The sequence below is a fragment of the Dolichospermum sp. UHCC 0406 genome (assembly GCF_009712025.1).
Taxonomy (GTDB): Bacteria; Cyanobacteriota; Cyanobacteriia; order Cyanobacteriales; family Nostocaceae; genus Dolichospermum; species Dolichospermum lemmermannii.
In genome coordinates this window covers 37,952-62,189 of sequence record NZ_VILA01000032.1, presented here as the reverse complement: position 1 = coordinate 62,189, position 24,238 = coordinate 37,952, and the positions used below count along the sequence as shown (strand labels likewise).

Here is a 24,238-nt window from a genome sequence, read left to right as displayed (position 1 = left end):
AAATCCTGGATATCCTGATTCTGACAATTGAGAGATTCATATCCCCGACTGCTTAAAGAAGTCGGGGATATGGAAGATTAAGCCACAACTTCCACTGGTTTGGCTTCCGGTAACAACCGCTTCACACCTTGCTTGACAAAAGCTTCCAAAACAGCCATTTTTTGATTTTGCTGGAATACAGTTTGCAAAACTTGACGCAGTTTGTCGAGATTTAAAGCACTTCCCGATTCTAAAGCAATTTCTTGCTGTTCAAAATATGCCACTAAACTTAATCCCGCTACTCTTGTCAGGTAAGCAGCACTAACTCCCTCTACCATTCCTCCAGCGACAAAGGTAGCAACATTAGTTTTCAGAATACCCGTTACAGCCCTAGTTGAAAGTTCCACTAAACCTAATTTCAACATCAAACTTCCCATAGTTCCCGCTACTTGTTGCGCTTGTTCCCAGGAAATTTTCTGCTGATAAATATTACCCAAATCTATCACCATTTGAGCAGTAATCGCCGCAGTTGCGAGAATATCTAAAGCTGGTACGGGATTAGCAAAAGCTGCCGCCGCTGCAATCCATTGATATTGTTCTATAAAAGGTGTGGCTTGATCTCTTCTCACACCATTTAAACAATTTTTGGCTTCGGCTTTGAGTAATAATACCTTGCGATTTGTGGTATTACAAACTAGCTGTTCTCCTTGCTGTCCCACAACCGCTGCTAATTGTTGTGTTAATTGCTGGATATCTGGCGTTGGTTGTTCCATCCATTCTTGGCAAGAACCATCTTCTTCATGTTTCCGCACTTTCACAGGTACGGGAGAAGCCGCAGTCGCAACTACATTTGCACCAATGCGCTGTTTTAATGATTGAAAAACTGTAGCGCGTTCATCAGGTTGATATTGATCTTGTTTGTTGAAAACCAGCAAACTTGGTTGTTTTGTGGCTTTTAGCTGTTGTAAAACCTGAAATTCTGAATCTGTTAAATCACCGTTGGTCAGAAATAAGACAAAATCAGATTTCTGCATTTCCGATAAAGTGACAACATCAGAATTTTCACCAGCTACGGAAAATAAAGGCGCTGTTTCCGCAAAATGCAAAGACATTCCCGGAATAGTTGGGGCAGTTTTTAGAACTTCAATAACTGTACTTTTACCTACAGATTTACCACCAGTAACGGCCAGGTTAATTTCCTTTCTATCCAGTTCTAAGGGCAATTTAGCGAGATTTTCGCGGAGAATTGCTAGGTGAGGATGATTGACTGCTTCTTGTGCCAGTTGATTAATTATTACTTGGGTTTGAGCGATCGCTTTATCCACATCTGCCCGATTGACAACTATATCATTTAGCTGTTCACCTAATTGGGGCTGATTTTTATTGAACAACCACAAACCCCCACCGACAGCCAAAGCACTCAGGAGTCCGAATTCTCCCACTTGCACCATTGAATCATGCCAACTGTCTAACATCCACAGGGAGAACGATAGTCCTAGTCCTCCCACTAAAATCGGTCGCTGTAACTTCACAATTGTGATTCTCCACGCGAGGAAAAAGCTTTTACCTCACTTTAGCTTAACCGACAGAAGCCCCACGCTCACTATACCGGAGCGTGGGATGAATACAATACGCGCGAGTGAGGAATTGCCCAACGGGCGAAATTGAACGTAGTTCAATCAAGATCGTTGGTCAATGACGAATGAACATTTTCCGCTTTGAGAGAATCTATCCAATCTTCGACTAAGGACGTAATAGTTTTATCTTTGACTGCGGCGTAAGTTTGCAATACTCGCATCCTTCTTTCGCTGATTCTCAGACTTAATCTTTTATTTTTCATAAAGAGGTGGCAAATGGCTATCCTTTATGTTATGCTATAAACAGGTCGAAAGGAAACAAAAAACATGAGAACATCTTATCAATACCGTTTGCAACCAACGAAAGAACAAGCCGAAAAGATTGATAAAACATTAGATATGCTACGGTATCAGTACAATTATCAACTGGCTCAACGCTTCCATTGGTACGAACAAAACCGTTCTCCTATTGATAGATGTTCCATTTTCGTTTGTCATTTACCAGAACTCAAGGATAAACCGAATTATTACAGCCAAAAAGCATCATTAACCAAACTTAAAAAAGACCGTCCTTGGTACACAACAATTCATTCTCAGGTGCTACAAGAAGTCCCCAAGAAGGTCGAGATAGCCTTTGACCGATGGTTAAAAGGTGATGTGAATGGTAAAAAATCAGGCAAGCCTAGATTCAAAGGTGCGGGTCAATACAAAACTTTTACCTACCCCCAATTCAAGCAGCATCACTTTACTAATAACAGAATTACGTTATCAAAAATAGGTGATATTAGAGTAATTGTTCATCGTCAAATTCCAGATGGATTTGAGATTAAAACTGTATCTGTCACTAAAAAAGCAGACGGGTATTATATCACTCTAAGCCTTGATGATAAAAGAGTTCCAACGGTTAAACCTGATTTTAATGCTAATAATATTGTTGGTATTGATGTAGGATTAATTGATTTTATTGTTGCTTCTGATAATACCAGAATTGCAGCCCCTAAGTTTTTACGCAAGGCTGAACGCAAATTAAAAGCTGCACAGCGCCGCGTCTCTCGTAGGAAGAAAGGTTCTAATCGTCGTAAAAAAGCGATAAAAAAACTGGGTATTCAACATAAGAAAGTATCAGATACCCGCAAAGATTTCCACTTTAAAACTGCAAACGATTTACTCAAAAAGTATGATGTAGTAGCTGTTGAAAAGTTCAATATAAAAGGACTCGCTAAAACAAGATTGGCAAAAAGTATTAACGATGCTGGTTGGGGACAATTTATTTCAATACTAACAGTCAAAGCCGAAAATGCTGGACTCCAAGTAATCGCTGTAAATCCCAATGGTACAAGTCAAGAATGTTCTAGTTGTGGTCAAAAAGTTAAAAAGCCGCTATCCCAAAGAATACACAATTGCCCTAACTGTAAGGTCAGTTTGTGCCGGGATCTAAATGCGGCTGTAAATATCAAGAACCGTGGGGCGCACGGTCTTAAAGCTCGGTCAATGTCTTCATAGAAGAGTCGCCGAGAAGCCCACACTCACCTGTTCGCGCAAGCGTGCCGCAAGGCATAAGGGAGTGTGTGGAGTACGTCACTCCAAAACCTGCTACTCGGATTGAGGTTGGTGAACAAACGTCTTTTGATTTTGAAGACTCGCAAGCGGCTAAAAGCATTCTTTTTGCTATGTATAAACAATACATCAATTTTTCTTAATTAATTGTTGTATCTAGTGATAAAGTCAATGTTAACATATTAACTTTTCTTGAAATGACAGGTAGATAGGATAAATAGTCTGCTCACTAATTATACAGGTGAAATCAGTGAATAAAACAGCAAGCCAATTAGTCTTAACTTTCGGAATACTAGCATTGACAAGCAGTTTTACAAATACGCTTGGTCTTGCCCAAAATATTCAAAAACCAAGTGAAGCGACAAAAGTTACTAACTCTGCCACTGACGCACTTATCAAAGTAGATGGTTCTAGTACCGTATATCCCATTACCCAGTCCATAGCTAAAGCATACCAAGCCAACCTAAAAAATAATAGTCAAATACAAGTAAATATTTCCGGTACTAGCGGTGGGTTTGAAAAATTTTGTACTCGTAAAATAGATATCAATAATGCTTCTCGGCCAATTAACCAGTCAGAAATGGCAGCTTGCAAGAAAAATGGCGTAAGTTACATGGAATTACCCATAGCTTTTGATGCCGTAACCATTGCTATTAACCCCCAAAACACTTGGGCAAAAGACATTACAGTAGCCGAATTGAAAAAAATCTGGGAACCTGCGGCTGAAGGAAAAATTACAAAATGGAATCAAGTCCGAGATTCTTGGCCAGACCGCCCAATTAAATTATATGGTCCTGGTGGTAAGTCTGGAACTTATGATTATTTTACCGAAGCAATTGTCGGTAAAGCCAAAGCCAGTCGCAAAGATTACACAGCCAGTGAAAATGATGAAATTTTAGTTACTGGTGTTAATAAAGACCCTAATGCTTTGGGTTACTTTGGTTATGCCTACTACCAAGAAAACAAAGATAAGTTAAAAGTTTTAGCAGTTAATAGTGGTAAAGGTGCCGTTTTACCATCACCAGAAACAGTAGAAAAAGCCAAATATCAACCACTTTCTCGACCTCTATTCATATATGTCAATCTTCGGTCTAGTAAAAACAAAACTTTAGTGTATAACCTTGCGGATTTCTACATTAAAAATGCGGCAAAAATAGTCAGTTCTGTTGGCTATGTTCCCTTATCAGAGGAAGCTTACAAACTTAATTCTATCCACTTGTATAAAGGCAAAGCCGGAACAGTATTTGGTGGTAAATCGGAGTTTAACCTAACTATTGGGCAATTGTTACGCAAACAAAAGCAATTTTAGTAATTAATAAAAATCATGACAATTAGAGTAGGAATCAATGGATTCGGGCGCATGGGAAGGTTGTCCGTTCGCGCTGCTTGGAATTGGCCAGAAATACAATTTGTCCACATTAATGAAACCAAAGGTGGAACAGAAGCCGCAGCACATTTACTCAAATTTGATTCTGTACATGGGCGTTGGACACCAGAAGTAGAAGCGGTCAAAAACCAAGTTGTTATTGATGGTAAATCTCTCAGTTTTACTGAATATTCTCAACCGGGTGAAGTTCCTTGGGAAGATTTTGGGGTTGATATAGTTTTGGAATGTTCTGGTAAGTTTAGAACCCCCGCTACCCTTGATCCATATTTTAAAAGAGGTGTGCAGAAGGTAATTGTTGCTGCACCTGTTAAACAAGAGGCTTTAAATATTGTCATGGGGGTAAATGATCACCTCTATCAAGCTGATAAACATCATTTATTAACAGCAGCTTCTTGTACTACTAATTGTTTAGCCCCAGTCGTAAAAGTAATTCATGAAGGTTTAGGAATTAAACATGGAGTAATTACCACAATTCACGACAATACTAATACTCAAACTATTGTAGATGCACCTCATAAAGATTTGCGTCGGGCTAGGGCTACAAGTATGTCATTAATTCCCACTAGCACAGGTTCAGCCACAGCTATTGGGTTAATTTATCCAGAATTGAATGGTAAATTAAATGGTTTAGCCGTGCGTGTACCTTTGTTAAATGCTTCTCTCACAGATTGTGTATTTGAAGTTGAACGTTCGACCACAATAGCCGAAGTTAATGATCTATTAAAAACTGCATCTGCACAAAAACCGTTAATAGGAATTTTGGGTTATGAAGAACGTCCTTTAGTTTCTATTGATTATAAAGATGATCCTCGTTCTGCAATTATTGATGCCCTTTCGACAATGGTTATCAACGAAACTCAGGTGAAAATATTGGCTTGGTATGACAATGAATGGGGTTATGTTAACCGCATGACTGAATTAGCACGAAAGGTGGCGTTAAGTTTGCAGAAATAATGGTTTTCTAGGGGTGGGTTTTCAGTCCTACCCCATAAAGATTTTTGCACGCAGAGAGAATGAGGGTTTTTAGTTTGTATTTACAATTTTGAATTTTTAATCATGGCTTCTACTACTGCTTCTAATTCTAATTTCAAGAATTATATTCTGGTGACACTGGCATACTGGGGCTTCACTTTGACTGATGGGGCTTTGCGAATGTTGGTTTTGCTCTATTTTAATAAAATTGGTTATACACCTATTCAAATTGCCTCTCTGTTCCTGTTTTACGAGGTATTTGGAATTGTTACAAACTTTCTCGGCGGTTGGATTGGTTCTCAGTTTGGGTTAAAAGTAACTCTTTATACTGGGATTGGATTACAGGTGTTTTCTTTAATTATGCTGTCTTTTCTGAATCCAGGGTGGGCGCAGTGGCTTTCAGTCCTTTATGTGATGGTTGCACAGGCATTTTCGGGAATTGCTAAGGACTTAACGAAGATGAGTTCTAAAAGCGCCATTCGCTTGGTTGTGCCTCAAGATGCCCAATCTTCTTTGTTTAAGTGGGTAGCTGTACTCACAGGTTCTAAGAATGCTTTGAAAGGTGTTGGTTTCTTTCTTGGTAGCGCCCTTCTCAGTTCTGTGGGTTTTATTCATTCCCTGTGGATTATGGCTGGGGGACTGGCTTTAATTATGTTTTCTGGGTTAATGCTGCCCAAAGCCATGGGTAAAATCAAGAAAAAGGTCAAATTTAGCCAACTTTTCTCTAAAAGCGCAGAAATAAATATTCTCTCGGCGGCGCGATTCTTTTTATTTGGATCTAGAGATGTATGGTTTGTTGTGGCTTTACCAGTGTTTTTACGTGGGACTTTGGGCTGGTCTTTTTATCAAGTGGGGGGATTTTTAGCTTGTTGGGTGATTGGTTATGGGATTATTCAATTTTTAGCACCAACACTCATGCAGCGATTTGGTTCTGGTCGTCCACCTCAATCTCAAACTATTCGATTCTGGACATTTACATTAACGGCTGTTCCCGGTGCGATCGCTCTGGCATTACAATTAGGTTTACCCGCTAATATCGTAATTATTGCTGGACTTCTCGTTTTTGGTGTCGTATTTGCTTTCAATTCCGCTGTCCATTCCTATTTGGTTTTAGCATTTACTGATGATGATAAGGTCGCTTTAAATGTGGGTTTTTACTATATGGCAAACTCCGGTGGTCGTCTTGTGGGTACAGTTTTATCCGGTTTGGTTTATCAAATATTTGGCTTAGTTGGTTGTCTGTGGACATCAATGTTTTTCGTATTCGCAGCAGGTTTAGTTTCTCTGAAGTTACCTAATCCTCAACCTAGTAAATCTATAGCTTGGAAAACTGGAGACGGAGAATAATATTTCCCAGTCTAAAGATATGCTATGTAAACAGGTATATCCTACTGTAGTGAGATGACTCCAGAATTTATTTGAGTTTAAATATGGTAGTGGGCAATTGGTGACAGTTTTTGCCTCTTGCCTAAATACTAATTTGTAATAAATACAGATTTTATAATGACAACAAGATCCCCGACTTCTCTAAGAAGTCGGGGATCTGAAACTAAATTTATAGAGGTTAATTAAGTGGAATATGTAACTAAACAACCAACTATAAAACGCCTTTCTTTTCTGGATCGCTTTTTGACATTGTGGATATTTCTGGCAATGGCAACTGGAGTGGGTTTAGGCTATTTTTTCCCCACTATAGAAGTTTTTATTAATCATTTTCAAGTAGGAACTACTAACATTCCCATTGCTATTGGTTTAATTTTGATGATGTACCCACCCTTAGCAAAGGTAAAATATGAAGAATTAGGAGATGTATTTCGTAATAAAAAAATTCTTGGACTATCGTTATCACTAACTTGGATAATTGCCCCAATAGTTATGTTTACGCTTGCCATGCTTTTCTTACGTGATAAACCTGAATATATGACTGGGTTAATCATGGTGGGAATAGCCCCTTGTATTGCTATGGTAATTGTCTGGAGTGAATTAGCTAAGGGAGATACTGAATATACAGCCGGACTGGTTGCTTTTAATAGTATTTTTCAAATTCTCTTTTACAGCGTTTATGCTTGGTTTTTTCTGGCGATTTTACCGCCTTTATTTGGCTTACAAGGAACTATTGTCAATATCAGTATTGGGGAAATTGCCAACAGCGTTTTTATCTATTTAGGTATTCCTTTTCTGGCTGGATTTATGACTCGCTTTATTTTAGTAAAAGCTAAAGGTAAGCAGTGGTATCATCAGCAGTTCATTCCCAAAATCAGTCCGATTACTTTAATTGCTCTTTTATTTACAATCATGGTAATGTTTAGTTTAAAGGGCAATTTGATTGTGCAGATTCCTCTCGATGTTGTCCGCATTGCCATTCCCCTAATTATCTATTTCCTATTCATGTTTTTGAGTAGTTTTTACCTAGCATGGAAAATTAAAGCTGACTATGCCAAAGCTGCTAGTGTGGCATTTACCGCTGCTGGTAATAATTTTGAATTAGCAATAGCTGTAGCTATTTCTGTATTTGGGATTAAATCTGGTGTGGCTTTTGCTGCTGTGATTGGACCATTGGTAGAAGTGCCAGTCTTAATTAGTTTAGTCAGTGTATCTTTCTGGATCAAGAAACATTTTTTTCGCGCATCTCCACCAATAGGATTATAATTAAATACGTTTGATCTACTATTGATTTATTTAAATTTAATGAAAGTTGCTGATTTAATTACCTGGTTTGAAGAATGGGCAAATCCCGCTTGGTGCGAAAGTTGGGATAATTGCGGTTGGCAGGTTGAACCCGGTGTTTTGTCTACAGAAGCGCGGGTTTTAGTGTGTTTAACTCCGACTTTAGCCGTAATGCAGGAAGCGATCGCTCTCCATGCTAACCTAATATTTGCCCATCATCCCCTCATTTTTCACCCTCCCAAATCTTTCCGCACCGGGGAAGCCTTAACAGAAATGGTGCGGTTAGCTTTTACCCATAATATTGGAATTTATACCGCCCATACTAATTTTGACCAAGTGGCAGATGGAACTGCTGACGTTTTAGCGCAACTTCTGGAACTTCAAGAAGTATCACCTATTGTTCCTACCCAAGCAGGTTTAGGTTATGGGCGTGTAGGAATGCTAAAACCCACTTTGACATTACAAGAGGTAATTAATAATATTCAAACTCAATTAAATCCGCCCCATTTAATTTTCTCCCCAATGGCTGATTTACAACAGCAAATTTCACGGGTAGCTGTTTTAGGTGGTTCTGGTGCAGGTTATATTTCAGCCGTAGTTAAAACTAATGCCCAAGTTTACTTAACGTCTGACTGTAAATTTCATCAATTTCAAGAAAGCCGTGATCGTGGTATTATATTAATTGATGCTGGACATTATGCCACAGAACGCCCAGCGTGCGATCGCTTAGTCCAGAAATTTCAAGCCCTTAACTTAGATTGGGTCAAATTGAGCCAGCAAGATGAAGATTTCCGCCAGTTTTTATCCTAGTTAGATCACCGTAAACTATCCAGACCAATTGACACTCTCAGATCTAAAGACACTGAGATTCTTTAATCAATGAGCCAACTTACAATTGCTGGATTACTCCAACAAAAACAGAGGTCGATTCTCCTAAAGCGTTAATTCCGGTATGCCCTACCGTACTCGATTTTTGTATTTCATTTTTCACCAAATTTAGCTTTCCTAAACTGCAATACTGTTAGGTATGACTACGCACTCAACCAAATTAGTTAAGTTTTTACGTTGTTTAGTTATACTTAAATTGTGGAACTTTTAAAAGTATATCACACCTACTGTTACTAGTCAAGAGCTTGAGCGAATAAATTCGCCCGTGTCGCTTATATCTCAGCACTAAAGTGACTGAGCTTTACGCTTACCGAGTAATCTTGTAATACTTACATCTTGCTTCCGTAACGCCCTGGGGATATTATTCAAAAATTTATACAAAAAAAATTATTCACGGTTAAGAAATTAGAAACAATGTTATCATTTTCATTAATACAGATTTTAACCCTGGCGAAAATCTTTTAGAGATCAGCCACTGGTTTGTCTGTACTTGGCTAGATAGTCTAGTTAAAAGGCAAAAAGCTATGTTATATCGCCACCGGGGATCTGCTGTCACCGTATCGGGAAGAGTGATGGTAATAACAGTTCCCAACTCCGTCACCTCCCCCTCATAATTAATTTCTGGGGCAGCAGGTTGTAAAAATGTTTCCCCAATCGGTAATTCTACTAGAGTCCCTGGGGCTGGTGAATGGACATGATAGCGATTTTGTAACTCTTCTAAACAAGTTAAGTCAGCCAGATAACTTGGAGAACCATGCACAAAAATCACGTGTTGCGGGCGTAAATTATGAATTAGCTGGGTTGTTCCTGGTCCATCACTATGTTGCGCTAACAGATAACTTTCAAATTTTGTCGGTGCTAAATATTCTGGATTAACTGGAATATCAATTTTTTCAGGTAAAAGAATTAACCAATTGCCTGTGTTTGGTTGACAATATTTACGTAAATCTGCGGAAGAATCTGTAAGAACAATACAAGGTGATGTCCCTAAAGTTGCTAGATTTTCTGGCTTTAATCTTCTTACACGGGGTTTTACTCGTTCATCCCAAAATAAAGGTTGGTGACGGGCGAAATTTTGAACTGCGGCGGGAAGATGTGGTAAAAGTTCTAAATAGGCATCACAACCAGCAGCTACAGCACCATCAACCCAAATGTCTACATCTCTACCTGTAAAGTGGTGATGGGAACGTAACAGCATGAGTAATTCTTGACCTAAACCTAAAGCCGGAGTTGGTAAAATTACTGAATAACTCTCATCTGTTCTACCGGCACTAATGGCGCGATGAATCCTTTCTGCTAGTTGATTTTCTTGATTGCGGCGATGGGTATGGCGAGATGTCCCATAACTACCTTCAATTAATAGCACGTCTAAATTTAAACCCCGGAGTTCATCTAGTCGCAACCCTTCGACTAAACGGGAGTTGGATAGGAAAAAATCACCTGTGTAAAGTAATTTATAATCACGGTTGGGGGTGTGGTAAGTGAGGAGAATCGCCACAGCACCGGGTAAATGACCTGCGGGAAATAATTCTACTATGAGATCTTCTCTGATTTCTATGGGCGATCGCAATGGTAATGCCTGACAAAATGAGAGAATTCCTGGTAGTTCTTCATCTGGCCAATTTAGCGGTAATAACTTCGTTGTCACCTCACTAGCATAAATAGGTAATAGGGGAAAAGCTTGATGCAGTGTTAATAAGCCTCTAGCATGATCTGGATGGGCATGACTAACCAGAACTAAATCAGCTAACATACCATGCTGTGCCGATTTAGTCAATTCCTGCGATATAGGAGAAATATTTGTCAAGCCGAAATCTAACATGATCCGATGTGGACCCATTCTGACCAGTAGACACACCCCTTCATCTTGATGCTGAACACTATAGGGAAAGCATTCTAACTCATTAGTGGTTTCGACCGCATCAATTGATATATTATTCATCCTTTGCTCCTCCCCTCCATCAAACTATTGGCTGAGAAAGTTGGCTTTTAGCAATATTCCTCTGCAAAGTTCAAAGAAGTGGGAATCCTAAGTTGTCACTCTTGTTAATGTGCAGAACCATTACCATGATAATTATCGGAATCATAAAAGCCATTTTTCGTACCAAAAAATAAGCACGAAACCGTAAATATAACCGTTAAACCCACTAAAATTAGTTTGATATCCATTGATTTTATCCCCTTAACTTCGGACTTTTTGATCTTAATATCGTGTTTTTGCATTTGGGCAAAATCACTAGAAAATCTTTACCATGCTTGGGTTATTGTAAATATAGCACATTCAACCCCAGCATTACAGGGCAATCTCTTCTCCACGCTCAGTAAAGCGGACATCTTTAATTTTCCACTGAGAATTACTAATTAATGTTTTGCGGACACTACTAAACAATGCAAACTGTTCACAACTAGAAAGAGAAGATACTTGTCTTTTTGAATCTGGTGCGACTCGTAAGTCAACAATCGCAACACCATTTTTTACATTAACGCGATAACCAGATACGCTGAAATCTGCTGTATTTTGTTCTTTGAATATTTTACCTATGGCCTCATTCATGGGTTCTGCTGCGGAAACGTCAGCTTTTTGAGGAATTAGCTCTTGACATTGGGCATCACTTGTGTATACGGTGACGTTTGTAGTTTTACCAGAGATTGCTTTAGTATTGGAATTACTGGTATATGGTTCAACTACGGGGGTTGGAGACTTTTGTACTTTTCTTTGGGGACTGGGGTTAATTTTGCTGGTTGGTGTTGTTTCTGGAGTTGGGTTATTAGCGGTATTGTTAGAATCACAACTGCTAATAACAGTGCAGGATACAACTAAAAATAATGATAAAATAGCTTGTTTGTAATTATACATATAGTAATTCCGTTGGATTTTTACAAGAAAGAGTGGAGGGGGAAGGAAAGAAAAAACCTAAATATCAATGATAACTACTTTTCCTACCATCCTATTTTATGTCACAGTATTTAATTTCTTGACTGATTAAATCAATAACTTCTAAAATATTCATACAAACACTTGAATGAACATTTCCAATTTAACATTACTTCAATGTTAAACGCTTTTGTAAATTCAACCACATTTGATAACAAGCACTCCATTCAACAAAGTCTACGTCATCTCCTAATTGTCCGGTTTTAAATTGGTGATGAAAATCTTCAGATGATAATTGATAATGTTGCTCAAATGCTTGTAAATCTGTCTCTAATTCTTGAATTTGTACTTGAATATTATTTTTTTCCTCAATCATACCTAATGAATCTGTTAATTTAACATCTTTTTCTGATTTAGGTTTAAATTTATTTAAAGTATTTCCGACGTAAGTGTAATTATAAATTGATCAAAATATCTAGTTAATCCATTAACTAAAATATTATAATTTACAGCAGGAAATCCAATATGTTCATTAACAAATTTACTGGTAATTTGAAGAGTTAATTCTTTTGTTTGTTGTAAACCAATAATTAAAGCTTGACGGCATATAGAAAGAGAATTACATTCTTTAAGACACCTATTGATATACTCATTATCTAAAACTAACTTTTCCAGTAAAATTGCATATAAAATATAACGAAGAATAGTGTACATATCTAGTTTTAGGGCAGCAATTTTATTTTCAGAGTTTATCTGATTTTGAATTTCAATCAATTGAATAGGAATAGACTCTAAGAGATAGTTTAACGAACTATTAACTAAGATATCTTTTTTATTAGTAATATACAGAATAATTTCTAGGCGTTTTGTATTTTCTTGAAGACGAAGCAGATAAAATTCAATAGAATTGAAAAAATCATGATTTGCATGATTAGGAAAGAAACTTAACAAAAATGAACTAGGGTTGACTACAGAAAAAAATTCTTTATAAGAATCTGGTAATTTTTGAAGAGAAGATTGAGCATATTCAAATTTCCTAGTAATAATGTAGTCTAATTGAAGAGATTTTGCACAAGCTAACTGTATGGATATTTCAAAATCTTTAAGTTGATAGGAATTAGCTATTGCTAGAATTTTATCATCAACAATACAGACTTTTAGTATAGTTCTAATCTCGGCTATTGCTTGCCAAGCAATTTCAACTCCTCCGTTTTGTTTACCAACATTGAAGATTTTATTAAGGGTTATTGGTGTTACATAACCCTCTATTTTTTTAGATTCGATTAAATTACAAATTTCTACGGAAACTTGTACAAATGGATCTCTATCTAGCAAAATATCTAGAATAATATCATCGTCTAATAAAACTGTTCTAATCACTGGTGCTGCTCTAACTCCTAATTTCCATGTTTAGCAACTTCTGTATCTTTAGAATAAAGTTGTTGATTTTTTTGTTCCCCAGGTTTAAATAGTCCACGCATTCGTTTTACGTGTGGTAAATTTTTCGAGATTTCTTCTTTTACTTCTTCAACTTCAGGAAGTAAATGTGCAACTCCCAGTAGCTTACCTAGACGAGATGTTTTCAAAAAAGCCTGTCTTTGAGCATGAGTCATTATCTCTTTTGATCCTGCCATTATTTCATTACTATTCATATAACTTTGGGTTTCCCCATCTGGTTTCATGTCGTTGACAAAATTCTGCTGCTGCGGTTCGTGAAAATCTGAACACATATAAGTCTTCTCCACTAGGAGTGCTACCTAAAAAACCAAGATATTCCATCTGTACCTTATCCCTATAGTATGCCACAGCTTCATCCAAAGCTTCCAGCGAAACGAATGATTCTACTGATGTTACTGGACAAAACTCGAAAGCAACCTTTATTGCATACCAAATTAACCATTTACCAATAGGTTCAATTAACCTTGAAGTAACATCTCCACGATTGGTAGGGTGTGCTTCTATATTGTTTATTTCCATAAATATGGGAGGAGCGGGTTCAGGATAAAAATATGGATAAAGACTATATTTAACCAATCCCCAAACTTTACCCTTATAAACAAGCTTAACTATGTTTTGGCAGTAAAAACTGGTATTATTCCATATATTCAACCAGTCACAAGTCCAGTCAGTGGGTAGATCATTAATACTTGCTGGAGAAATAAAAGCAATTTCTTCAGTGTTAGATTCAATTAAAACTTTTACCTGATAACTTCCGATAGTAGTCAATTTGTTTTTATTACCTGTTGAAAATTTGAGTATCATAAATTATACATTAAGATAGACAATTATTCAAACATGGTTTGTAAGATAACTTGTGATTACTATATATTAGTTACATCGTATCATTATAATATCAATCACAAGCTAACATCCTGAAAATCCTTTAATCCTGTAAATCCTGATAGCGAAGCGTGGCGTTAGCCATTTCTGACAATTAACAAATAGCTGCATTCACAAACTGAATCACATCTCCTAAACCAGTTTGAGTTTTCAGATTTGTAAAAATAAAAGGCTTATCACCGCGCATTTTTTTTGCGTCTCTTTCCATGACATTCAAATCAGCACCCACATAGGGAGCAAGATCAGTTTTATTAATCACTAATAAATCGGATTTAGTAATACCCGGTCCACCTTTACGGGGAATTTTATCACCAGCAGCCACATCAATGACATAAATGGTTAAATCTACTAATTCAGGACTAAAAGTAGCAGCTAAATTATCTCCACCACTCTCTAAAAAGACTAAATCTAAATTGGTAAATTTTTCTTCTAATTGTTCAATTGCGGCTAAATTCATAGAAGCATCTTCACGGATAGCAGTATGGGGACAACCACCTGTTTCTACACCCAAAATGCGATCGCTTGACAAAGCCTGAGAACGGACTAAAAACTGAGCATCTTCTTGAGTATATATATCATTTGTCACCACAGCTAACTGATATTTTTCCCGTAAATTCTTACATAAAGCATCTACCAAAGCCGTTTTCCCCGAACCTACAGGACCCGCAACCCCTACTCTTAAAGCCGTCATAATTTTTAACTCCTAAACAATCTAGTATATTGGGTTTCGTGCTGCATACTCGCTAAAGACAAACCCCAACTACAACATCCTAAATCATCATCTGCCATTGTCAAAATCTCCCCCACAGTAGTAATTAATAAAGGTTGTAAACCCAGTAATAACTCCTGTCCCGCAGTTTGTCCCAGCGGAATAAGTTTGATACCAGCGGTAATTAAATTATTAGCCCAACTGTGTAAATAAGCTAATAAAGCAGCTTGAATATTTATATCCCAATGAGCGCAAGCTATAGCAAATGCGATCGCATAATTAGCAGGATAACCCACAGCATTCACCACAGGCAAAATTTCCGGTTCTAACTTCCCTAATAATTGCATTAGAGAACGTCCCATTTGCCAACTAGCAGCCCGTAATTCTTCCGTATCTCTCGCAGCAGATAACCATAAATTCCACCGCTTTAAAGCCGACCTATCACCTGATTTAACAGCATGAAAACCCCTCATCATTATCGCCGCATCTAGGCGAATTGAGCCATAAATTAATTCAGATTTTAGCCAATCTTTGAGATTTTCTATATTCGTAATAGTACCATTTTCTATTAACATCTCCAACCCTTCCGAATAGCCATAAGCACCAACGGGTAAAGCTGGACTTGCTAATTGTAAAATTGTCAAAAAATGGCTATGCGTGAGAGTGATTTCCATAAGCCCCTAATTCTGGTTGAAAAGGTAAGATTTCTTCTTTAATTTCTAACCCTAATTGGATTAACATAGCAGCTAAAACTGCATCTGGAGATAAGCGTAAATAAGTCGAAGTTATTTCTACAGGAACATGACGATTTCCTAAATGATATGCAGCCCTTAATAATAAAGGAATTTCTGCTAATACAGTTAAAACAGGTTCAGGTTTAGCAATAATTCTCATATAAATACTTTCGGTTTCATTTGTGAGAATATCGCTATCATGTAATACTGTACCTCTAGCTAACCGCAAAAAAACCTCCTGACCATCTGCTAATATAAATTTATGACGGCTACGAGTTCGTTCTTCCGCAGTTAGTGAAAGAGTGATATTCACTATAGCATCAGCATTAGGTGGTTGACGTTGGGTAAAAGTCAGCATAATTCCCGAAATTAACTTTAATTTGTGAATATTGCAAGAGTTATATCCCCGACTTCTCTAAGAAGTCGGGGATATAATTGTTCATAACTGATTTAGGATAGCTATAGGCGTAAATTATGTCATCACTTCAAAAGAATGAACTTCTAGAATAGAACCAATCATCGCTGCTGTCATTAAATCTTCTCGAACTTTTCCGGTTATTTTGGCTTTTTGTCCTGATTTAAGTAAGTTTTTATCAGCACTTTTTGAGATTTCGTATGTAACACCATCTTCTGTCACAAAAGCCCAAGCACCAAGCCCAATATTCCGACGTTCAATAGTACCTGTAGCTGTAATAGTCATTTGTCAGTTGTTAGTTGTTAGTAGGGGCGAAGCATTTGGAAGATAAATTATCGGTCATTGCCAAAAATAGTTCTGCAAATGCTTCGCCCGTACAGTTGTTAGTTGTTAGTAGGGGCGAAGCATTTGGAAGATAAATTATCGGTCATTGCCAAAAATAGTTCTGCAAATGCTTCGCCCGTACAGTTGTTAGTTGTTAGTAGGGGCGAAGCATTTGGAAGATAAATTATCGGTCATTGCCAAAAATAGTTCTCCAAATGCTTCGCCCGTACAGTTGTCAGTTGTCAGTTGTTAGCAATGGATAATAGGAAAAAATCTTACCCATTACCAATTACCAATTACCAATTACCTAATTAAGCAGTTTGTCCGTCTTTTTTCAATGCTAACCGGGCTAGTCCATAACAAAGTACAGCATTAACAAGAAGGAAAATTCGAGCTAGGTTACTATTTCCTAAACCCCAAACGGCAGGATCATAAACAGCACTAACGGTCAGAAAAGCTGTTATTCCTAAAGTTGCACCAATAGCAAACCATTTCCAACTAGGATGTCCTAAAAATAAGGCTATTAAAACAAAAGGAATTAAAACACTGGCAAAAAGAGGATTTAATGCGTCTGTTCCCTGTAAAGTGTTACCTAGTTCGGGAATGGAACTACCTAAAACCCGGAAAGGCCATTGAGGAAGATCAAAGATATAAAATCCTTTGAGGAAGAATAAGCCAGAACTGCCGAAAGTTAAGCCGCTGAATAAAGACCAACTCCAAGTGAAGGGGAAGTAAACCCGTAAGAACCAAGCTAGAAGATAAGAACCTATTACCATGAATATTTTAGGCACTAAAGCGATCGCTCCGCCATCTATCCAAAAGCCGGGATTAAGATAACCCTGTTCTCGCAACCACCGGAAAAAGTCAGGAACACTAATTATACCGTCGCTGGCTAATTTAACTGCGGCTTCGGCGTTGAGTTGTCCAGCCCCATAATAGTTCAAACCGTCGTCTTGAATGACTCTGGCTGACTGTTGGAGAACTTGCAAAATTTCATCGGGTTCTTTGATTCCCAAGGCTTTGATTAATGCCGCTACACCCGCAACGTGGGGAGAAGCCATACTTGTGCCTTGAAGTCCGAGAAATACGCCTTCACCTTGTTCATTAATAGTTTCTTGGAGAATTGTCCCAGTTTCACTCCCTCCAGGGGCAGAAATATCCACACCCGCACCATAGTTAGAATAGGATGCTCTTTCACCGTCAGGTCTAAAAGCGGAAACGCCAATAACATGATCATAACGGGCAGGGTAGCTTACGCCGTTGGTGTTTTCATTACCTGCGGCAGCAATGATAGTTACACCTTTGTTATGGGCATATTTAACCGCATCTTCCATGAGTTGGCTTTCTCCACCACCACCTAAGCTCATGTTAATGATGTCTGCGCCGTTATCAGCCGCAAATTTGATGGCTTCGGCAATGTCGGCTACTGTTCCTGCACCGTCAGCATTTAATACCTTTAAGGGCATGAGGCTGGCTTCATAGGCAACTCCAGCGACACCATAGGCGTTATTGGTGGCTTGGGCAACTGTACCAGCGACATGAGTTCCGTGTCCGTTGTCGTCTTTGGCTGCCTCTGTGTCGTTGACGAAATCATAGCCTTTGACAAATTTGGTTTCATATAAATCGCGGACTTTGGTAATGCCAGTATCAATTACGGCAACAGTGATACCACTACCTTTACTCCGAGTCCATGCCGCTTCTACGCCGATTTTGTGTAAGTTCCATTGTTTGCTATAATACTGGTCATTTGGACCAATTAAAGACGAACTTGGTTCTTCATTTTGCTGCGGTGCTAACAGTTCTCCTAACCAAGTGGCTTGTCCTTGGGGGACGATTTTGTAAATGTAATTTGGCTCGATAAATTCTGTAACTTTGGCAAAGGAAGATTTTCTTAAATCGTTGAGTCTTTGGCGATCGCCTTTGATAATATACACATGATCCGCTGCTGAATATTTATTATCCAATTGGGGGGTAACATGATATTCTTGAGCGATCGCTTGTAGATCCTTCTCAATCACATTTTCTGCCACATCTTCCCGAAAATCTAGCAAAATTGTCTCAAACTCACCTTTAGCTGCCAGTCCCTGAAAATTCAGAAACCCAAACACAGCAGCAGTCAGTCCAATGAGAAACAAGCACAACAATAGCAGTTTTTTCATTTTTTTCTCTTATATCCCCGTCTTCAAAGAAAGACAGCACGGAGAGGGAATTTTCTTACTACCATAGCTCATATAAGTAGGTTGGCGTTGAAAATTGTCGTCATAGCACTAGGCTTGAGGCAATACTTCGACTTCGCTCAGTAACCAGAGGCAAGAGTAAAGAAGTTTTCAGCGATTTTACATCTCTTTACACAGTTTGGTTTTATTGTGTTCACCTACTTAGTAGGTACATTCAATCAATTCCGGGGTATGATGGCGTGAGTTAAGGGAAATCTGATGATAAATTAGTCAATCTACTAATATTAGATAATACATTAAATTTTGTATCTTTGCTTATGACCTATATTTATATTGGATATTGTAAAATGGTATTTGGGAGATTTTAGAGAAAATTCTATCTTCTTACCTGTTTTCTAATTAAATTAACGACGCTCCTCTCAAAGAGGAATTACGAATTATTATGGAACGTGGTCTTTTATGGTTGCCTCTGTTAGTAGCATTTTTCTGGTTAGCGTGGCAAGGTTCACAGGAATTTAAGAAACTTCAAGCTTATCAAATTTGGGCAGAACAATTTGAACGGGCTAAATATGATATTTATGCAGTGTTAGCTCAAAAAGGTGATGATATCACTTGGGGAAAACCCACAACTAAAGGACCAATTGAATTAGAAACTTTTTCTTTGTTGGATGTTCAAGAAATTCGTTTTTTAGTAAATGGTAATGCCGTAGATATAGAAAATCCCCCCCCCAAAGGTCGAAAAATTGAATTAGAGTTTTTATTAACTACTCCTAAATCAATTTGTGTTCCATTTACAGAAGTTCCCCTCGCAGCAGAATGGGCTAAGTTTTTACAGAGGACATTAAAGAATTTGCAGATGCAAACACCGTAAAGAATTATGAGGGTATATAGCCCCTTTCAGTTATCAGCACATAATTATGAGATCCAGAATTGAAAATAACATTTTATTTATTCACCATGAAGACGTACCAGAATTTAAAAAAGGCGGTTCTGTAGTTAGAAATTCCTACTTTTGGGCTTTACGTTCCATTGCTGGACGTGCTAGACGTTATCATGATTGGGAATACGAATCAGAAGTTTGGTTAGCACTAGAACGAATGCTTTTATCATTTACTGAATCTGGGTATTTAGGTTATAAAGAAACAATGTTAGAGTTTCCCTTATCACAAGGTGAAATTCCTACTGTGTTACGGAATGCAGCCACTTGGGAATAAATTACCATTTCCTCTTATTTGCTATTCCTACTTTCTCAGAGAAGTAAGAATATTCAGCTAATTAGTGTAATTATGGACAGGAGAGTCACTAATGAGAGAACCCAGTAAAAATTTCAAACCTTTATTTACTCAAGAAACACCAACAGAAGTAGAACAAATGGGGCTAACCTGGTTAGTAGCAGCGGCTATAGTCACAGCAATTATGTGGCAGATACCCATAGGTAATTATATTTTGTACCCATTTTCTATCTTAGCAACTTGGTTTCATGAAATGGGTCACGGTTTAATGGCCTTGATGTTGGGGGGACAATTTCAAAAATTAGAAATTTTTGGTAACGGTTCTGGCGTAGCTCATTATACTTTAAGTAACACCTGGGGATACCTGGGGATTGGCTTAGTAGCGGCTGCCGGTCCAATGGGTCCACCTATTGCCGGTGCCAGCTTAATTCTTGCTTCTCGAAGTTTGAAAACAACTTCCTTGAGTTTAAAAATTTTAGGGGGATTTTTACTGCTGTCCACATTAATTTGGGTGCGTTCTTGGTTTGGCTTTGTGGCCATTCCCCTGTTAGGTTTGATGATATTGGGAATTGCCTTAAAAACACCTCTTTGGGTACAAGGGTTTGCAATTCAATTTTTAGGTGTGCAGGCTTGTGTAAGTACCTATCACCAACTTGATTATTTATTTAGTTATACTGCGGGTCCATTAGGACTATCAGATACAGGACAAATGCAGCGATATTTGTTTTTACCTTATTGGTTTTGGGGGCTATTAATGGCGATTGCATCTTTGGTCATCTTAGTCCAAAGTTTGCGCGTTGTCTATTCAACAAATCAGCAATAAATACTATTGATATTATTCAATCTGTTCACAACAAATTAACAGTTTTTCCATAGCTTCAGCTAAAGAAATTAACTCTTGCCAAGAAGAACCACTAACTAAGTTTTGAGCGTGTGCTAAACGGTTGCGTAAACGTTCAGCAGACTTGAGAAACTTTTCCCCAGAGCGTTTTGAATTCAATCCTAATTGCGGAAGTAGTTCTGATTGATTTAATATCAATTCTCGCTTATCGCAAAATTGTAAATAGTCTAATAAATCTGTAGCTTCGTTTCTTTCTCGACTCTCACGCCATAATTTTTGAGCCGCCTCCAGTCTATCAGGTTTAAGAAATTGTTGCCAAGAATCTTGAGGATAATAAAGCCTAACCAATCGTAACAAATTCATTTCTAAAAGGGTGATAAAGCTAAACAGTAGCATTCGCACAGGGGCTTTTTGTAAATCACCGTAAGTAATAATACCACTAACTTGGTTAGAATCTAAGACAAATAATCTGGGTTTTTGTGCTAAGATAGGCAATAATTTCATCAAAGGTGTGGAAATAGCAATTAATTCTTGGGGATGAAATATCTGTTGGTAGTCGCTACATTTTCCAGCCTGACATTGTATTAAATGAGAACGTTCCACATAACCACTAATAATATTTTCTGTCTCTACCCCTACCACATCAAAATCTTGTAACTGCATCCAATGTAATACTTCTTTGACATCAGCATCAACCGACACAGCCTTGAGAGGTTCGGCTACATATTCTATAGTGATACTTTTCTCAAATAGGCCGCGTAAATCTTGCGAGCGTGATTTTAGCTGTTTCATCTACCCTGAGAAATAAAATAAATATTAGCAAAATTAGTATTTCATAAAACTCCCTACCATAACTGTTCTTTAGATTCATCTTTGTCAAAGTAGCAAGAACTTTTCCACTATAGTTTAATTTTTGATACAGTATTAATGCTGAATGTAATATAACGCAATTATTTTCCATGTCAACACAAAAACCATCTGTTAGTCTCATTCGGGCTAAATCCTACGAACAGGAAGCTTTAAAAGAATCCTTAGAAACACTGCTAGAACCTTTAGGGGGCATGGCTGCTTTTGTCAAACCAGGCAACCGCGTTTTACTCAAACCCAACCTGCTCACAGGTTCTCGTCCTACTAAAGAATGTACCACCAGACCAGAATTAGTGCGTGCTGTTGCCGAAATGGTAATTGCTGTGGGTGGAAATCCATTTTTAGGAGATAGTCCCGCTTTTGGTAGTGCTAAAGGTGTGGCCATAGCGAATGGTTTATTACCAATTTTAGAAGAACTAAAATTACCACTTGTGGAATTTCACGGGAAACGTTATCAAACCGTCAACGACAATTTTAATCACTTGCTTTTATCGAAAGAAGCAATGGAAGCAGACGTGATTATTAATCTGCCTAAAGTTAAATCTCATATGCAATTAACTTTAACTTTAGGGGTTAAAAATCTCTTTGGTTGTGTTCCTGGGAAAATGAAAGCTTGGTGGCACATGGAAGCAGGTAAAGATGCTAACAAATTTGGAGAAATGTTAGTAGAAACTGCCAGAGCAATTAATCCAACTTTAACAATTTTAGATGGAATTATTGGTCATGAAGGTAATGGACCAAGTGGGGGAGAACCTCGGAAATTAGAAATTCTAGCAGCTGGGAGTAATGTATTTGCTTTAGATAGAGCAATGCTAGAAATTCTCCAAGTTGCACCCGCACAAGTTCCCACAGTTGCAGCTTCCCAAAGATTGGGAATATGTCCAGAATTAAGTGATATTCACTTTCCGAATTTATCACCCGATTTATTACAAATTACAGATTGGCAATTACCCGAAAAGTTAATGCCCATAGATTTTGCCATGCCCCGTGTGATTAAGTCTACTTTTAGGCATCTTTACATCAGGTTTATCAAAGAACCTATGAGCGCTTATACTGGAGGACGCTTGTAAGGTAAAGTATGGGCAGGGAGTAAATTCCCTGTCTAAACCCATTGATTCTACCAAGTAGGTGTGATACCATCTCACTTAAGTCATTTGTATGTAAATATGAATCTATCTAACCAAATACTGAAAAATAATTCTGCTATTTTCTCGGTTACGGTGTCAATATTTGTATTTTTTGTAGCCTTGATTCCCGTGCAAGCGGGAAAACTTGAGGACACTGCCCAACAAACTACAGTCCAAATTAATAGTGAGGGTAATAACTCTCCCGGAGGTTCAGGTGTAATTATTAATAAAAAAGGAAAAATTTACACCGTTCTAACGGCTAATCATGTTGTCTGTGATGCCATAAAGGGACGCAAAAAAATTACTTGTACTACAGACGTTAGTTACACAATTCGTACTTACACTGGTAAAGATTATCCGATTAAAGATCGTCGGGCATTACAGCAAAATGAGAATGACCCAGATTTGGCTGTGGTTACTTTTGAAGCCCAGGAAAATTATCCTGTCGCTACTTTAGGAAATTCTCAAGAGGTAGAAAGGGAGGCAGATATTAAAGTTACTGGCTTTCCTACTATTTTTGGTAAAGGGGGGACGGAGAGAGAATATTCAGTTACACGAGGAAAGGTGACTACTTTACTTCGCAAAGAGAAGAACGGTTATACCCTAGTATATGATGCCACTACTAAAACTGGTAATAGTGGCGGACCAGTGTTTGATATTTCTGGTAGAGTTATCGGTATTCACGGACAAGGTGATTATGGTGGAGAAGATGGCAGTGATCCGAGCGAGTTACAAACCACCAGAATACAGAAACCAGTCATACCTGTGAAAAAACTAGTACCTGGAAAAAAGGAAACAGGAACATCCCCAGAGGGAAAAACAGGATTTAATGGGGCAATTCCTATTAATACCTATTTTGCTCTCATTGGTGAGAAACCTCCTACTCCTAATCCTAGTAGGGGTGTAATTCCGCCAAAGACAGAACAAGAACCAATAGCCACAATAGGCAATACTGGAAACTTTCCCGCTAGTATGGACAAATTATCACAATTATTATCTCAAGGTGATTGGAAAGGGGCTGACGAGGAAACAAAGTCTCTAATGCTGGAGATTAGCCAAGCTTCTGGATCACTCAATGATAAGGCAATTTCTCGATTGTCCTGCGGAAAATTAAGCTTTATTAATCAAATTTGGCAAACTAAAAGCCAAGGTCGCTTTGGTTTTTCTGCACAAGCACAAAAATGGAAGAGTTTATTTGGTAATAAATTTGAACCAACTAACGAGCATTTTGAAGATTTTGCTACTGATTTAGGTTGGCGTTATCGAGGTAGATATTTATCTAATAATCAGCTTAAATACTCTTTAGATGCGCCTAAAGGATATCTCCCTAGAGCATTTTTAGATGGACCTGTTTGGGGAAATTTCATTGCGTATTTTGATGGTTGTAAGATAAAGTAATTTCATACCTAGATGAATCTGCATACAATTTGAAAAGCATAAAACTATTGCTTATTAATTGCTGCGGGTATATATAGCTATAAATTGAGCCAAGCTTACTAACCTCATAGTTCAATCCGGTTCAATATCAAGAATTGAACTCAACAATCCAAGTTAATATCCTTCGTTAACT

25 protein-coding genes are annotated in these 24,238 nt (G+C 37.9%); 11 read left to right on the top strand and 14 right to left on the bottom strand.

All coding sequences use genetic code 11. The features are described 5' to 3' along the window. Positions 1-77 precede the first annotated feature (77 nt). The gene (locus FJR09_RS23470) at positions 78-1,454 is read right to left on the bottom strand and encodes a DUF697 domain-containing protein (protein ID WP_083881477.1); all 1,377 of its coding nucleotides are present in this window, start codon (positions 1,452-1,454) and stop codon (positions 78-80) included. Between the two features lie 200 nt (positions 1,455-1,654). Beyond that, entirely contained in the window at positions 1,655-1,819 is a 165-nt protein-coding gene (locus FJR09_RS23465) for a hypothetical protein (protein WP_168651906.1), read from the bottom strand. 64 nt (positions 1,820-1,883) lie between these two features. Between FJR09_RS23465 and FJR09_RS23460 the strand changes: the two genes are divergently transcribed. The 6 genes from FJR09_RS23460 to FJR09_RS23435 all read left to right on the top strand — a co-directional run bounded on the left by FJR09_RS23460 (position 1,884) and on the right by FJR09_RS23435 (position 8,949). Then, complete coding sequence (locus FJR09_RS23460) at positions 1,884-3,059, top strand: RNA-guided endonuclease TnpB family protein (protein WP_015080961.1); 1,176 nt, start codon at positions 1,884-1,886, stop codon at positions 3,057-3,059. 304 nt (positions 3,060-3,363) lie between these two features. Further along, a complete protein-coding gene (locus FJR09_RS23455; protein WP_168653566.1) occupies positions 3,364-4,422 on the top strand; it encodes a PstS family phosphate ABC transporter substrate-binding protein in 1,059 nt (352 codons plus the stop codon). A gap of 15 nt (positions 4,423-4,437) precedes the next feature. Continuing rightward, complete coding sequence (locus FJR09_RS23450) at positions 4,438-5,454, top strand: ArsJ-associated glyceraldehyde-3-phosphate dehydrogenase (protein WP_168653565.1); 1,017 nt, start codon at positions 4,438-4,440, stop codon at positions 5,452-5,454. Between the two features lie 102 nt (positions 5,455-5,556). Further along, complete coding sequence (gene arsJ, locus FJR09_RS23445) at positions 5,557-6,819, top strand: organoarsenical effux MFS transporter ArsJ (RefSeq protein WP_168653564.1); 1,263 nt, start codon at positions 5,557-5,559, stop codon at positions 6,817-6,819. A 225-nt stretch (positions 6,820-7,044) separates the two neighbouring features. Further along, positions 7,045-8,121, top strand: coding sequence for an ACR3 family arsenite efflux transporter (gene arsB / locus FJR09_RS23440; RefSeq protein WP_371416431.1), 1,077 nt, complete (start codon positions 7,045-7,047; stop codon positions 8,119-8,121). A gap of 39 nt (positions 8,122-8,160) precedes the next feature. Further along, on the top strand, positions 8,161-8,949 hold the full coding sequence (locus tag FJR09_RS23435) for a Nif3-like dinuclear metal center hexameric protein (protein WP_168653563.1): 789 nt from the start codon (positions 8,161-8,163) through the stop codon (positions 8,947-8,949). Positions 8,950-9,424: 475 nt separating this feature from the next. On the opposite strand, the gene FJR09_RS23430 is transcribed toward FJR09_RS23435, so the two are convergent. From FJR09_RS23430 to FJR09_RS23375, 11 genes are all read right to left on the bottom strand, one after another. Continuing rightward, positions 9,425-10,969, bottom strand: a complete 1,545-nt coding sequence (locus tag FJR09_RS23430; protein WP_254433202.1) for an MBL fold metallo-hydrolase — start codon at positions 10,967-10,969, stop codon at positions 9,425-9,427. Between the two features lie 351 nt (positions 10,970-11,320). Further along, positions 11,321-11,884, bottom strand: coding sequence for a sporulation/spore germination protein (locus FJR09_RS23425; protein ID WP_168654206.1), 564 nt, complete (start codon positions 11,882-11,884; stop codon positions 11,321-11,323). Between the two features lie 187 nt (positions 11,885-12,071). Then, positions 12,072-12,278 carry a hypothetical protein gene (locus FJR09_RS23420; protein WP_254433201.1) on the bottom strand — a complete coding sequence of 69 codons (207 nt, stop codon included), beginning with the start codon at positions 12,276-12,278 and terminating at the stop codon, positions 12,072-12,074. A gap of 53 nt (positions 12,279-12,331) precedes the next feature. After that, a complete protein-coding gene (locus FJR09_RS26310; RefSeq protein ID WP_168654205.1) occupies positions 12,332-13,282 on the bottom strand; it encodes a PIN domain-containing protein in 951 nt (316 codons plus the stop codon). Between the two features lie 17 nt (positions 13,283-13,299). After that, positions 13,300-13,554, bottom strand: coding sequence for a hypothetical protein (locus FJR09_RS25615; protein WP_235081860.1), 255 nt, complete (start codon positions 13,552-13,554; stop codon positions 13,300-13,302). After that, on the bottom strand, positions 13,547-14,128 hold the full coding sequence (locus FJR09_RS23405; RefSeq protein ID WP_168632602.1) for a hypothetical protein: 582 nt from the start codon (positions 14,126-14,128) through the stop codon (positions 13,547-13,549). The genes FJR09_RS25615 and FJR09_RS23405 overlap by 8 nt, the downstream gene beginning before the upstream one ends. A gap of 208 nt (positions 14,129-14,336) precedes the next feature. Next, positions 14,337-14,933, bottom strand: coding sequence for an urease accessory protein UreG (gene ureG, locus FJR09_RS23400; RefSeq protein ID WP_168654204.1), 597 nt, complete (start codon positions 14,931-14,933; stop codon positions 14,337-14,339). Between the two features lie 5 nt (positions 14,934-14,938). Beyond that, positions 14,939-15,625 (bottom strand): urease accessory protein UreF, encoded by a 687-nt coding sequence (locus FJR09_RS23395; protein ID WP_168652723.1) that lies wholly within the window; start codon positions 15,623-15,625, stop codon positions 14,939-14,941. After that, positions 15,603-16,043: an urease accessory protein UreE gene (gene ureE / locus FJR09_RS23390; protein WP_015080950.1), complete on the bottom strand. Its 441-nt coding sequence runs from the start codon at positions 16,041-16,043 to the stop codon at positions 15,603-15,605. Before ureE ends, FJR09_RS23395 begins: the two co-directional genes overlap by 23 nt. 114 nt (positions 16,044-16,157) lie before the next feature. Next, complete coding sequence (locus FJR09_RS23385; protein WP_015080949.1) at positions 16,158-16,385, bottom strand: hypothetical protein; 228 nt, start codon at positions 16,383-16,385, stop codon at positions 16,158-16,160. Positions 16,386-16,735: 350 nt separating this feature from the next. Beyond that, the gene (locus FJR09_RS23375; RefSeq protein ID WP_015080948.1) at positions 16,736-18,583 is read right to left on the bottom strand and encodes a S8 family peptidase; all 1,848 of its coding nucleotides are present in this window, start codon (positions 18,581-18,583) and stop codon (positions 16,736-16,738) included. Between the two features lie 460 nt (positions 18,584-19,043). On the opposite strand from FJR09_RS23375, the gene FJR09_RS23370 reads away from it, so the two are divergent. The 3 genes from FJR09_RS23370 (at position 19,044) to FJR09_RS23360 (ending at position 20,656) form a co-directional block, all read left to right on the top strand. Continuing rightward, positions 19,044-19,472, top strand: coding sequence for a hypothetical protein (locus tag FJR09_RS23370; RefSeq protein ID WP_015080947.1), 429 nt, complete (start codon positions 19,044-19,046; stop codon positions 19,470-19,472). A 46-nt stretch (positions 19,473-19,518) separates the two neighbouring features. Beyond that, positions 19,519-19,815: a hypothetical protein gene (locus tag FJR09_RS23365; protein WP_015080946.1), complete on the top strand. Its 297-nt coding sequence runs from the start codon at positions 19,519-19,521 to the stop codon at positions 19,813-19,815. A 91-nt stretch (positions 19,816-19,906) separates the two neighbouring features. Then, entirely contained in the window at positions 19,907-20,656 is a 750-nt protein-coding gene (locus FJR09_RS23360) for a M50 family metallopeptidase (protein ID WP_015080945.1), read from the top strand. A gap of 12 nt (positions 20,657-20,668) precedes the next feature. Here FJR09_RS23360 and FJR09_RS23355 read toward each other — a convergent pair whose 3' ends face one another. After that, positions 20,669-21,466 carry a hypothetical protein gene (locus tag FJR09_RS23355; RefSeq protein ID WP_015080944.1) on the bottom strand — a complete coding sequence of 266 codons (798 nt, stop codon included), beginning with the start codon at positions 21,464-21,466 and terminating at the stop codon, positions 20,669-20,671. A gap of 167 nt (positions 21,467-21,633) precedes the next feature. On the opposite strand from FJR09_RS23355, the gene FJR09_RS23350 reads away from it, so the two are divergent. Together FJR09_RS23350 and FJR09_RS23345 are read left to right on the top strand one after the other, a co-directional pair. After that, a complete protein-coding gene (locus FJR09_RS23350; protein ID WP_015080943.1) occupies positions 21,634-22,611 on the top strand; it encodes a DUF362 domain-containing protein in 978 nt (325 codons plus the stop codon). 96 nt (positions 22,612-22,707) lie between these two features. Beyond that, entirely contained in the window at positions 22,708-24,066 is a 1,359-nt protein-coding gene (locus FJR09_RS23345; protein WP_051155196.1) for a GUN4 domain-containing protein, read from the top strand. Positions 24,067-24,238 lie beyond the last annotated feature (172 nt).